The 12,615-nt window shown below is 59.1% G+C and carries 8 protein-coding genes; 6 read left to right on the forward strand and 2 right to left on the reverse strand.

Annotated elements, in window-relative coordinates; translation table 11 throughout:
* Nucleotides 1-42: 42 nt before the first annotated feature.
* Nucleotides 43-2,289, forward strand: a complete 2,247-nt coding sequence (locus EDC38_RS10630) for a methyl-accepting chemotaxis protein (protein WP_170162895.1) — start codon at nucleotides 43-45, stop codon at nucleotides 2,287-2,289.
* A 72-nt stretch (nucleotides 2,290-2,361) separates the two neighbouring features.
* Nucleotides 2,362-3,348 (forward strand): Gfo/Idh/MocA family protein, encoded by a 987-nt coding sequence (locus EDC38_RS10635; protein WP_246004381.1) that lies wholly within the window; start codon nucleotides 2,362-2,364, stop codon nucleotides 3,346-3,348.
* A gap of 146 nt (nucleotides 3,349-3,494) precedes the next feature.
* Here EDC38_RS10635 and EDC38_RS10640 read toward each other — a convergent pair whose 3' ends face one another.
* Together EDC38_RS10640 and tkt are read right to left on the reverse strand one after the other, a co-directional pair.
* Nucleotides 3,495-4,670, reverse strand: coding sequence for a phosphoglycerate kinase (locus tag EDC38_RS10640; protein WP_123638490.1), 1,176 nt, complete (start codon nucleotides 4,668-4,670; stop codon nucleotides 3,495-3,497).
* Nucleotides 4,671-4,833: 163 nt separating this feature from the next.
* Nucleotides 4,834-6,831: a transketolase gene (gene tkt / locus EDC38_RS10645; protein ID WP_123638491.1), complete on the reverse strand. Its 1,998-nt coding sequence runs from the start codon at nucleotides 6,829-6,831 to the stop codon at nucleotides 4,834-4,836.
* 491 nt (nucleotides 6,832-7,322) lie between these two features.
* Between tkt and EDC38_RS10650 the strand changes: the two genes are divergently transcribed.
* From EDC38_RS10650 to metF, 4 genes are all read left to right on the forward strand, one after another.
* Nucleotides 7,323-8,327: an ArsR/SmtB family transcription factor gene (locus tag EDC38_RS10650; RefSeq protein ID WP_123638492.1), complete on the forward strand. Its 1,005-nt coding sequence runs from the start codon at nucleotides 7,323-7,325 to the stop codon at nucleotides 8,325-8,327.
* Nucleotides 8,328-8,376: 49 nt separating this feature from the next.
* A complete protein-coding gene (gene metK / locus EDC38_RS10655) occupies nucleotides 8,377-9,537 on the forward strand; it encodes a methionine adenosyltransferase (protein ID WP_024461470.1) in 1,161 nt (386 codons plus the stop codon).
* A gap of 162 nt (nucleotides 9,538-9,699) precedes the next feature.
* Nucleotides 9,700-11,100 carry an adenosylhomocysteinase gene (gene ahcY / locus EDC38_RS10660; RefSeq protein WP_123638493.1) on the forward strand — a complete coding sequence of 467 codons (1,401 nt, stop codon included), beginning with the start codon at nucleotides 9,700-9,702 and terminating at the stop codon, nucleotides 11,098-11,100.
* 137 nt (nucleotides 11,101-11,237) lie between these two features.
* Complete coding sequence (metF, locus tag EDC38_RS10665) at nucleotides 11,238-12,086, forward strand: methylenetetrahydrofolate reductase [NAD(P)H] (protein WP_123638494.1); 849 nt, start codon at nucleotides 11,238-11,240, stop codon at nucleotides 12,084-12,086.
* The last annotated feature ends 529 nt before the right edge of the window (nucleotides 12,087-12,615 follow it).

Raw genomic sequence — 12,615 nt, forward strand, 5'->3', positions numbered from 1 at the left:
GTTTTGTTCTTACTCTGCCCGCTGTTATGAGAGAGGATGCCTATGACCATCTCCCGCCGCCTTATGTTGGGCGCCTTACTTCTGACCACTTTATCCGTCGTAAGCTCCACCGGCATCACTGGCTGGCTTGCCTTGACCAAAAGCTCCCAGGCGATTGAGCACTCACTGACCCGGCAGTTTCAGACCATTGCCACCAGCCGTGAAGATGCCATCAGGCAGCTCTTTGACGGGTACCGCGACCTGCTCCAGGCGCTTGCTCACAACCGGATGACTCAGGAAGCACTCTACGGTTTTGTTCGCCCCTTTGACTCCTACCGATACGAAGTGCCCTACACGCCAGAGGAAGCCCTGAGAGATGAGCTGCAAGGCTGGTACCAAGACCGGTTTGCCTCTCAATACCGGCGCATCACAGGAAGCAATGCCCCCATACACTCTTGGCTGGACGGCATGACCTATGAGGCACAGTTGCTACAGCGCCATTATCTGGTAACCAACCCACAGGGGCTGACCGAACCGGAACGATTGGTAGATGCCCAGGACGGTACGATTTACGGACAACAGCACAAAAAGTATCATCCCAGCTTTCGCGATCTTCGCCAACGCTTTGGCTTCAATGACCTCATGCTGGTGGATCGCCAAGGCGAACGGATTGTCTACGCGGTGCGCAAGGGGCCTCACTTGGGCACCTCTCTCCGCCAGGGCCCGTTCAAGCACTCCGCATTGAGCAAATTGATCGCCTCGCTACGTGACAAGCCCGACGAGCTGGCAATTTCCGGTTTTGAACCGGCCACCTACCGCTACGACCAACCCGTTATCTATATGGCAATCAGTGTCAGCCATGACACTCTGAGTCCGGATCAACCCACGGGCTACCTGGTTGCTGAAATCCCGGCAGACCGACTCAGCAGCGTTACGACTCTGGCAGGTGACTGGCAGGGACTTGGTCTCGGTGAAACCGGCCAGGCGTTTCTGGTCAGCCCTGAGGGGGAGCGAATCACCACACCTCGTGGCCAACATGCCGATGCGCCGGTCGGCCAATTGACGCCGGTCCGATCAGCCCTGGCCGGCGAGCGCGGCATTGGTACGTTGGAGGACGGTCTCGGGCAACCGCAACTGTTTGCCTGGCAGCCCGTTCGCCTGGGCCAGCAAGACTTCGCTCTGGTAGTACAGCAATCTCCTTCTGAGGTGTATTCGGAGCTGGACGCTCTTCGCGCCCAGATCTGGGCAAGTGCACTGATCTCCTCTACCCTGCTGTTACTGCTTGCCTCCGTACTGGGTTGGTACTTTGCCCGCCGACTCAGTCAGCCACTGACCCAACTGACCCGGCAGATCGATCAGGCAACCAGTGAACTTGACCTGACCGCAGCGTTCACCACCGACCGTCAAGATGAAATTGGTACCATCAGCCGTAGCCTGTCGACGCTGTTCGCCAGCCTTCGCGACACCCTGGGGGACGTTCATGACGCAACCCGGCACGCCGCCGAAACCGCACAGGACAATGCTGCCATTAGCTCACAGTGCCGGATTGAAGCGGATAAGCAGCGGGTAGGGATGTCAACGCTGGATTCTGCAATCAGCCAGACAAGCAATGCCCTTGAAGGTATCGGTGGTGAACTCGGCCATGTAAGCACAGCCGTACAGGAAGCCTCAGAACTGGCCGAACAAGGACGCAACCAGGTCGACAGTGTGGCTCGAAATGTCGAAGCATTGCGTCAACAGGTTATTCAGTCTGACGCCAGTATGGGAGACTTGATTCAGGCCGCCGACTCGATTGTCGCTGTGGTTGACACCATCCAGAGCGTCGCAGAACAAACCAATCTGTTGGCCCTGAACGCCGCCATCGAAGCCGCACGGGCCGGTGAGCACGGCCGTGGTTTTGCGGTGGTGGCGGATGAGGTCAGACGCCTGTCAGCCAGCACCCATCAAGCCACCGGGGAAATTCAGGCACTGGTCGATCGCCTTCGACATACCGTGGCCTCAACCGCCGAGGGGCTCAAGGCCGAGCAGGCCAGTGCCCAGGCGTGTACGGAACAGTCACGGCAAGCCGAAGGCGCCCTGGGAACCATTTACGAAACGGTCATACGCGCCCGCCAGGTCACCGACGGACTCCAGAGCCGCTCACGGGAAGAGCGCCAACGCGCGGGCGAATTACACCGACAGCTGGAAACCATGGTAAGCATGGTGGAAGACACCGATGCGGCCATCAGCCGACTCGCGGACAGTGCCGTCGCACAACGCCGAATGACCGAGAACTCTTTGCAGCTCCTTCGGAAAATCAAGATCTCATAAGCATAGGCTGGTAGAGCCGGGCCCCTGTAAGGTAACCTTTTGGGCCGAATGAAGTTACCGAGGTCAGTCAAGGTGTCAAACTCAAATGCCGTTATCCGCTGGGGCATCATCGGCGCCGGCGATGTCTGCGAAATCAAAAGCGGGCCGGGCTTTCAGAAGGCGCCAGGCTCGGAGCTGGTCAGCGTCATGCGCCGCAATGCGGCCAAGGCGGAGGACTTTGCCCGGCGCCACGGCGTCCCCCAATGGACCGACAATGCCGAGGCGCTGCTGAGCGATCCCGATATCGATGCCATTTATATCGCCACGCCTCCCGCCAGTCATAAAGATTACGCTGTTGCCGCACTGGCCGCTGGAAAATCCGTGTATGTGGAAAAGCCGGTCGCGCGCAACGCGGCCGAGTGCGAGGCGATGATTGCGGCCGAGAGCACCTCAAACGGCAAGCTTTGCGCGGCTCACTACCGGCGGTTTTTACCGAGCTTCATGAAGTTGAAGGCGTTACTGGACGAGGGCGCGATCGGGAGGCCATTGATCGTTCGGCTGGATATGCTGCAACCGGCGGACTCAGCGTTGATCGCCAACTCTGAAGAGAACTGGCGCATTGAGCCGTCCATTGCCGGTGGCGGTCTGTTTCACGATCTGTCTCCCCATCAATTGGACCTGATGCTGCACTGGTTCGGTCCGGTGTCCCGGGCGAGCGGGTTCGGCACCAATCAGGGCGGTCACTACAAGGCCGATGATTGTGTACACGGCTGGGCCGAGTTCGACAGTGGCGTGGTGCTTCAGGGGCGCTGGCACTTTGCGGTGCCGGAATCCGAGGCGCGGGATCTGTGTGAGGTGATCGGCACCGAGGGGCGGATAACCATCAATTTTTTTGGGGAGCAGGTGTTAAGGCTTTTCAATAAAGATGGAGAACAGACTTTCCGCTTACCCAACCCACCCCATATTCAGCAACCGATGATTGAGCAGGTGGTGCGTTACTTTCAGGGAGAGAGGGACAACCCGTGCAGTATGACGGAAGCGCGGGATGTGATGGCGTTGATGGATGCGTTTGTAAAGTGAGGAGGAACGAGAGGGTAACGGGATAACGGCGGATGCGGCCTTCGGCCTTATCCGCCCTACGGGACTCTGTGCAGGGCGGATCCGCCGGCACCAAAAAAGGCGGCCCGCTTACGCGGCCGCCTTTTTGTTTCGCGTGACGATAACCATCAATCGTTCGCGCGCTGCTCCAGAATCTCTACAGCCGGCAATACTTTACCTTCGACAAACTCCAGGAAGGCGCCACCACCGGTGGAGATGTAGGAGATCTTGTCCGCCAGGTTCCACTTGTCGATGGCCGCCAGAGTGTCACCGCCGCCGGCGACGGAGAAGGCGCTGCTCTCGGCGATGGCGTCGGCCACGACTTTGGTGCCCTTGGCAAAGGCATCAAACTCGAACACACCACAGGGACCATTCCACAGAATGGTTTTGGCGTTCTTGATGATCTCCGCCACGCGCGCCGCGGTTTCCGGACCGTAGTCGATGATTTCTTCATCGGCGCCGATCTGATCGACCTTCTTCACTTCGGTCGGCGTATCATTGGCCCAATCATCAAACCCGGCCGTGGTGGTACGCACGTCAGTGGCGTAGATCACTTCGGTGGTGTTGGTCAGACGCTGCGCTTCGGGGATCAGGTCTTTCTCGTGCAGGGAGTTACCCACTTCGTAACCGGCCGCGGCCACAAAGGTGTTGGAGATGCCGCCACCGACCACCAGGGTGTCGGAGATCTTGGACAGCGAGTCCAGCACGCTCAACTTGGACGAGACCTTGGCACCCCCCACGATGGACACCAGCGGGCGCTCCGGGTTATCCAGCACCTTGCCCAACGCGTCCAGCTCGTTGGCCAACAGCGGACCGGCGCAGGCGACGGGCGCGTACTTGGCCACACCGTGAGTAGAGGCCTGGGCGCGGTGTGCGGTGCCGAAGGCGTCCATCACAAACACGTCGCACAGCTTGGCCATTTTCTTGGCCAGCTCGTCGTCGTTGGCCTTCTCGCCCTTATTGAAGCGTACATTCTCCAGCAACACTACGTCGCTGTCGCCCATATCCACACCATCAACCCAGTCGCGGATCAGGGGGACGTCTTTACCCAGAGACTCGCCCAGCGCCTTGGCGACCAGTGCCAGGGAGTCTTCCTCGCTGAACTGGCCCTCTTCCGGACGCCCCAGGTGGGACATCACCATGACCTTGGCGCCCATTCCCAGGGCTTTCTTGATCGTGGGCACGGCGCCGTCCAGGCGCACGGTGCTGGTGATTTTGCCATCGCGAATCGGGACGTTGAGGTCCTCGCGGATCAGTACGCGCTTTCCGGACAGGTCCTGGTCTTGCATTCGTTTTACGGTCATGAATGGCTCCAAATTCGTTGCATTCTGGGTGGCCGTCGGGTCTGATAACCACCCCGGAAAAAAATAGCCCGACTCGGGCGAGTCGGGCTAATGATAGCGCATTCGCGCCCGGCCGTCGCCGACGCGCGCTCTCGCGAGGCGCGCGGGGAGCGGCCGGAACCGCTTACAGCAGGCTTTCGGCGGTTTTGGCGATGTTTTCCGCAGTGAAGCCAAAGTGCTTCATCAGGTCGCCACCTTTACCGGATTCCCCGAAGGTATCCAGAGTCACGGTAGCGCCATCCAAGCCCAGGTACTTGCGCCACTGGTCGCCGTGGGCGGCTTCCACCGCCACCCGGGCGGTAACGCTGCGCGGCAGCACTTCGTTCTGGTATTCCTTGCCCTGCATATCGAACAGGGTGGTGCTCGGCATGGACACCACGCGTACCTTGCGACCTTTCTCGGTCAGCAGGTTGGCGGCTTCCAGGGTCGGCGCCACTTCGGAACCGGTGGCCATCAGAATGACTTCCGGCTCGCCGTCGCAATCGCTCAGGATATAACCACCGCGGGCAATCGCTTCCACCTGCTCGTCGGTACGCTCCATGGCGGGCAGCCCCTGACGGCTGAAGACCAGCGCACTGGGGCGATCCTTGTTCTCGACCGCGAGTTTCCAGGCGGTGGCGGTTTCGGCCGCGTCACAGGGGCGCCATACGTCCATATTCGGCGTGGCGCGCAGGGTGGCCATGTGCTCAACCGGCTGGTGAGTCGGACCATCTTCACCCTGACCGATGGAGTCGTGGGTGTAGACAAAGATGTTCGGCAGCTTCATCAGTGCGGACATGCGCACGGCGTTGCGGGCGTAGTCCATGAACATCAGGAAGGTGGCACCGTAGTGAATGAAACCACCGTGAGCGGTGATGCCGTTCATCATGGCGCTCATGCCGAACTCGCGTACCCCGTAGTACACATAGTTACCGGAGGCGTCTTCTTTGGTGATCGGCTTGGAACCGTCCCAGATGGTCAGGTTGGAACCCGCCAGGTCGGCGGAGCCACCCATCAGCTCGGGCAGAATCTTGCCGAAGGCTTCGATGGACTTCAGCGACGCCTTACGGCTGGGCATATCTTCTTTCTTGGCCTGGCACTCTTTGATGAACTCGTTCGCCTTGGCAGCGAAGTCGGCCGGCAGCTCACGCTTGATCACGCGGCGCTCAAATTCAGCGGCCAGTTCGGGATGGGCTTTTTTGTACGCCTCGAAACGCTCGGTCCAGCTGCTCTCGGCGGCCTTACCCTTCTCTTTGGCGTCCCAACCTTTGTAGACTTCGTCCGGAATTTCAAACGCACCGTGTTTCCAACCCAGCTTCTCGCGGGTCAGGGCAATTTCATCATCACCCAGGGGCGCGCCGTGGGAGGAGTGGCTGCCCGCCTTGTTGGGCGAACCAAAACCGATCACGGTTTTGCAGCAGATGATGGTGGGCTTGTCGGTTTCAGCGCGGCCGGCTTCGATCGCCGCCTTGATGGCCGCCGAATCGTGACCGTCTACGCCCGGCACCACGTGCCATCCATAGGCTTCAAAACGCTTGGGGGTATCGTCGGTGAACCAGCCTTTAACCTCACCGTCGATGGAGATGCCGTTGTCATCGTAAAACACGATCAACTTGCCCAGGCCCAGAGTGCCAGCCAGAGAGCTGGCTTCGTGGGAAATGCCCTCCATCAGGCAACCGTCACCGGCAAACACGTAGGTGTAGTGATCGACAATGTCGTGACCATCGCGATTGAACTGGGCCGCCAGGCTCTTCTCGGCCAGCGCCATGCCAACACCATTGGCCAGACCCTGACCGAGCGGACCAGTGGTGGTTTCAACACCGGGGGTGTAGCCCAGCTCCGGGTGGCCCGGGGTTTTGGAGTGCAACTGACGGAAGTTTTTCAGCTCTTCCATTGGCAGGTCATAGCCGGTCAGGTGCAACAGAGAGTAAACCAGCATGGAGCCGTGACCGTTGGACATGATGAAGCGGTCGCGATCGGCCCATTCCGGGTTCTGCGGGTTGTGCTTCATGAAGTCATTCCACAGGACTTCGGCGATGTCTGCCATACCCATGGGGGCGCCGGGGTGGCCGCTGCCGGCTTTCTGGACGGCGTCCATACTCAGGGCACGAATGGCATTGGCTAGATCGTTACGAGTGGGCATGTTTTGAATAGCTCCTTCGATAATGGTTGGGTGTTCTGGGTTTTACCGGCCGCTGGTGGCCCGCCGGGCAAGGGCGGCATGGGCCAATGATTCAGCGCCTGGGCCAGGGTTTCTGGCCTCTGCCGGCATCAAGTCACGCTGGCTCGGACTCCGGTCGCGTCGATTCGGAAGCGTCAGGACACGGGGTATTCATCTGTGTTCTTGGGGTCTCTGCGCTCACAACGCGGATTGTACGACTCTTGTATGACGCTCGGGCGTCCCGACGATCGGACCCACCTAGCTGAGCTGGCCGCTAATTGTATGACATTTGGCGGAGAATTTTAACTGTTCCGCCCAACTTTCACTGCATTGATCATAAAGCGCGCTATTTTCCCCTACCCGAGGCCGACAGTAAAGCCTTGTTATAGTTTTTATGACTATTAAGGGCATTGCCAACCACCTATATCAAAATATTTTGATATAGAACCAAACCCCTGCTAAACTCCCCTCCCATGAATCAAGCCCACACCCTCCCAGACCCGGACACCCTCGCGCCGGACGCCCTGCCCCAGCTGCTCAAGGCCGCCGGCGATTCTCTGCGTCTGGACATTCTGCGGGTCATGAAACGGGACTCCTTTGGGGTGCTGGAGCTGTGCCAGTTGCTGGATGCCAAACAGTCCGGCATGAGCCATCACCTGAAGGTGCTGACCAACGCAGGGCTGCTGGCGCCGCGGAGGGAGGGCAACTCGATTTTCTACCGGCGCGCCTACCTGGCCCCGGACAATCCGCTGCAAGCCCTGCAGCAGCAGTTGTTCGCGACGCTGGACCGAGAGCCCCTGCCGGCGGCACTGAGTGAGCGTTTAAAGGCCCTTCGCGGTGAGCGAGCACTCGCTTCACAGCATTTTTTCGCGGACAACGCCCACAAATTCCGCGCCCAGCAGGACCTGATCGCCAGCTATCCGGTGTACGCCGAGCAGGTGGGCCAGCTGCTGGCCAATACGCCCCTGCCGGACAACCACCTGGCATTGGAAGTGGGCCCGGGGGAAGGCGAGTTCCTGCCAGTGCTGGCCCGGCGGTTCAAGCATCTGGTGGCCCTGGACAATGCGCCCATCATGCTGGAACGCGCTCAGGCCCTGGCGGCAGAACGGGGGCTGAGCAATGTCGAGTTTATCGGTGGCGATACCCGAGCCCTGAAAGCCCATAAAGTGCTGGCTGATTGCATCGTGGTGAACATGGTGTTGCACCACACCCCGTCACCGGCGGACATCTTTCAGGACCTGAGTGCCGCCCTGGTACGCGGCGGCGCCCTGCTGGTGACCGACCTATGCCGCCACGAGCAGACCTGGGCCCGGGAAGCCTGCGGCGACCTGTGGCAGGGTTTCGAGCCGGACGATCTGTCCCGCTGGGCGTTCGATGCCGGCCTGAGCGAAGGGCAGAGCGTTTATTTCGCCTTGCGCAATGGTTTTCAGATCCAGTTACGACAATTTTTTAAGTCCGTTAATCCGTTACAACCGTAAATAGCATTCACGACTTTGACTGTTCACGACCTTGATATAGGAGCCGCCCATGGCTGAGTACTCACTGTTTACCTCGGAATCCGTATCCGAAGGCCACCCGGACAAACTGGCGGACCAGATTTCCGACGCCGTGCTGGATGCGATTCTCAAAGACGATCCCAACGCCCGCGTTGCGGTGGAAACCCTGGTCAAAACCGGCATGGCCATCGTGGCCGGGGAAGTGCGCACCTCCACGTACGTGGATCTGGAAGACCTGATTCGCCAGGTCATTCTGGACATCGGCTACAACTCCAGCGACGTGGGTTTTGACGGTGCCTCCTGCGCCGTACTCAACGCCATCGGCAAGCAGTCCTCCGACATCGCCATGGGCGTGGACGAAAACGAAGCTTCCGCCAAAGATCAGGGCGCCGGTGACCAGGGCCTGATGTTCGGCTACGCCTCGGATGAAACCGACGTGCTGATGCCCGCGCCGATCTATTTCTCTCACCGGCTGGTGGAAAAGCAGGCCGAGCTGCGCAAGAACGGCACCCTGCCCTGGTTGCGCCCGGACGCCAAGAGCCAGGTGACCCTGCGCTACGAAAACGGCAAGCCGGTGGCGGTAGACGCGGTAGTGCTGTCCACTCAGCACAACCCCGATGTCAGCCAGAGCCAGATTCACGAAGCGGTGCGAGAAGAAATCATCAACAAGGTGCTGCCCGCCGAATGGCTGCACGCCGATACCCAGTACCACATCAACCCGACCGGCCAGTTCATCATCGGTGGCCCGGTGGGTGACTGCGGCCTGACCGGACGGAAGATCATTGTCGATACCTACGGCGGCATGGCCCGTCACGGTGGCGGCGCCTTCTCGGGGAAAGACCCCTCGAAAGTGGACCGCTCCGCCGCCTACGCCGGTCGCTATGTGGCGAAAAACATCGTTGCCGCAGGCCTCGCCAGTCGCTGTGAAATTCAGGTCTCCTACGCCATCGGCGTGGCCGAGCCGACCTCGATTTCAATCAACACGTTCGGCACTGGCAAACTGCCGGACAACGAAATCGCCAAAATCGTACGCGAGCACTTCGACCTGCGACCCAAGGGCCTGATCGACATGCTTGACCTGAAGCGCCCGATATACCGGCCCACCGCCGCTTACGGACACTTTGGTCGAGAGCTGCCGGACTTTACCTGGGAGAAGACCGATAGGGCCGAGTTGCTCAAGAAGTATTTGTAAGGGCGTGAAGTTGGGTTACGGCGGGTGCGGCCTTTGGCCTTACCACGCCCTACGCAACCTCTGAGGTATCCGTAGGGCGGATAAGCGCGACGCGCGCATCCGCCATCACCCAAACCGACACTCGCACCAAACCGAATTCCAACGCTTAACCGGAGCTAAACCATGAACATTGCTGCCAACTTCACCGACTACAAAGTCGCCGCCAAAACCGCCGAACAATTCCAGAAAGACGCCGACTGGGGCCGTCGCGAAATCGACATCGCTGAAGGCGAAATGCCCGCACTGATGGCACTGCGCCGCAAATACAAAGCGGAAAAGCCGCTGGCCGGCGCCAAGATCATGGGCTGCATTCACATGACCATCCAGACCGCCGTGTTGATCGAAACCCTGGTGGAACTGGGCGCGGAAGTACGCTGGGCCTCGTGCAACATTTTCTCCACCCAGGACCACGCCGCGGCCGCCATCGCCGCCGCGGGCATTCCGGTGTTTGCCTGGAAAGGACAGACCGAAGAAGAATTCTGGTGGTGCATCGAACAGACCGTCAATAAAGACGGTAAGGTCTGGGACTCCAACATGATTCTCGATGACGGCGGCGACCTGACCGGACTGATGCACGAGAAATACCCGGAGCAACTGGACAAGATTCACGGCATTTCCGAAGAGACCACCACCGGTGTACACCGTCTGTTGGATATGCTGAAAAAAGGCGAGCTGAAAGTCCCCGCCATCAACGTCAATGACGCGGTCACCAAAGCCAAGAACGACAACAAGTACGGCTGCCGCCACAGCCTGAACGATGCCATCAAGCGTGGCACCGACCACCTGCTGGCCGGTAAAAAAGCGCTGGTCATCGGTTATGGCGATGTGGGCAAAGGTTCGGCCGCTTCACTGCGTCAGGAAGGCATGATCGTCAAAGTCACCGAGGTCGATCCGATCTGCGCCATGCAGGCCTGTATGGACGGCTTTGAAGTGGTGTCCGCCTACAAAAACGGCGTCAACTCCGGAAAAGACGAAGACATCAACCACGCCGTGCTGAGCAACACTGACCTGGTAGTCACCACCACCGGCAACGTCAATGTCTGCGATGCCCCCATGCTGCGTGCCCTGAAGAGCAGCGCCGTGGTGTGTAACATTGGCCACTTCGACAGCGAGATCGATACCGCCTACATGCGCAAGAACTGGCACTGGGAAGAGGTGAAGCCGCAGGTGCACAAGATCTACCGGGACAAGGACAGCAACGATCACCTGATCCTGCTCTCAGAAGGTCGCCTGGTGAACCTGGGCAACGCCACCGGTCACCCCTCGCGCATCATGGACGGCTCCTTCGCCAACCAGGTACTGGCACAGATGTACCTGTACGAGCGCAAGTTTGCCGACCTGCCCAAGGACCAGAAGAAGGAGCACCTGTACGTGAAGGTATTGCCCAAGAAACTGGACGAAGAAGTGGCCAAAGACATGGTGGAAGGTTTTGGTGGTGTAATCACCAAGCTGACCCCGCAGCAGGCCGAGTACATCGACGTGCCGGTGGAAGGGCCGTTTAAGCCGGAGAGCTATAAGTATTAATTGAGTAATGGTTACGGCGGATGCGGCCTTCGGCCTTATCCGCCCTACGAAAGTCTGCGTAGGGCGCGGTAAGCGAAGCGCACCCGCCGTAACCCAACCCTGAATCTACGAAAAAAGACCAAAGAGCACCACCCAAAATGACCGACACCGATCAACCCCAACTAAGTTTCGAATTCTTCCCCCCCAAAACCGACCAGGGCCGGGAAAAACTTCTGAACGTACGCAAGAAGCTCTCCGAGTTCGCCCCGGACTTTTTCTCCGTCACCTACGGCGCCGGCGGCTCCACTCGCGACAACACCAAAGGCATCGTCAAGCACTTCAAAAGTGAAGGCGTATCAGTGGCACCCCACCTGTCCTTTGGCGGTGATGACGAAGCCACTATCATCGAACTGATTCAGGAATACAAAGACGCGGGTATCGACCGCATCGTCGCCCTGCGCGGGGACATGCCCTCCGGCGTCGGCGGCGGCTACCAGATGGTATACGCCAATGAACTGGTGGCCTTTATCCGCAAGCACTTTGGCGATCACTTCCATCTGGAAGTGGCGGCCTACCCGGAAATCCACCCCCAGGCCAAGAGCTACGACGACGACGTCAAATTCCTGAAAGGCAAATTCGATGCGGGCGCCAACAGCGGTATTACCCAATACTTCTACAACCCGGACGCCTACTTCTACTTTATGGACCAGTGCCACAAGGCGGGCATCACCCAGCCCATCGTGCCCGGCATAATGCCCATCATCAGCTTCAAAAACCTGACCCGTTTTTCCGACGCCTGCGGCGCGGAGATTCCCCGCTGGATGCGCAAGCGCCTGGAAGCCTACGGCGATGACAGCGACAGCATCAAAGCGTTTGGCGAGGAGCTGGTCACTGAGCTGTGTGAGACGTTATTGGAAAACGGAGCGCCGGGTTTGCATTTTTATACGATGAACCAGTATCAGCCCAGCGCGCAGATTGTGCATAACCTCGGCCTGCAGCCGGAATAAGCGACTGCACGACTTGCCAGTAGGCCGGATTAGCAACGCTTAATCCGACCTACTGGATAGCCGACATCCCTATCCCTCAAAGATAGTAACAACTCACACACGGAACCCTGCCGACCAGTCAGAAAATTGGCGCTTTGCTACCTTCAAGATTGACCACCTCAGTCCGACAATAAATCGTCACCACTAACATTCCCCTTTGGCCTTGTTCCCGACAACCTAAGAGCAAAAAAGTATTTGCACTCATCGGGGCGCTCCACTAGCCTTATCCCACTTGGAATCGATATGTGCCAAAGGGGGAATACCTTGCGGGAGGCGCTCAAGGATCTACAGGAATCACCCATTGACCGGGCCCGTTTACACACGTCAAGCTGCCTTGAGAGCTTGCAGAGCGATGTTAAGAGGCTTTCACGCGACCCGTGGACCGATCATGTCAATTCGGCGGACTACAGTGGCGGCTGGGACGTTCTACCGCTACGGTGTTTACGCCGACATCGCGATGCCCACCCAATCCTGCAAGCGTTCGCCCATG

Origin of the sequence: Marinimicrobium koreense, from assembly GCF_003762925.1 — a bacterium.
Taxonomy (GTDB): Bacteria; Pseudomonadota; Gammaproteobacteria; order Pseudomonadales; family Cellvibrionaceae; genus Marinimicrobium; species Marinimicrobium koreense.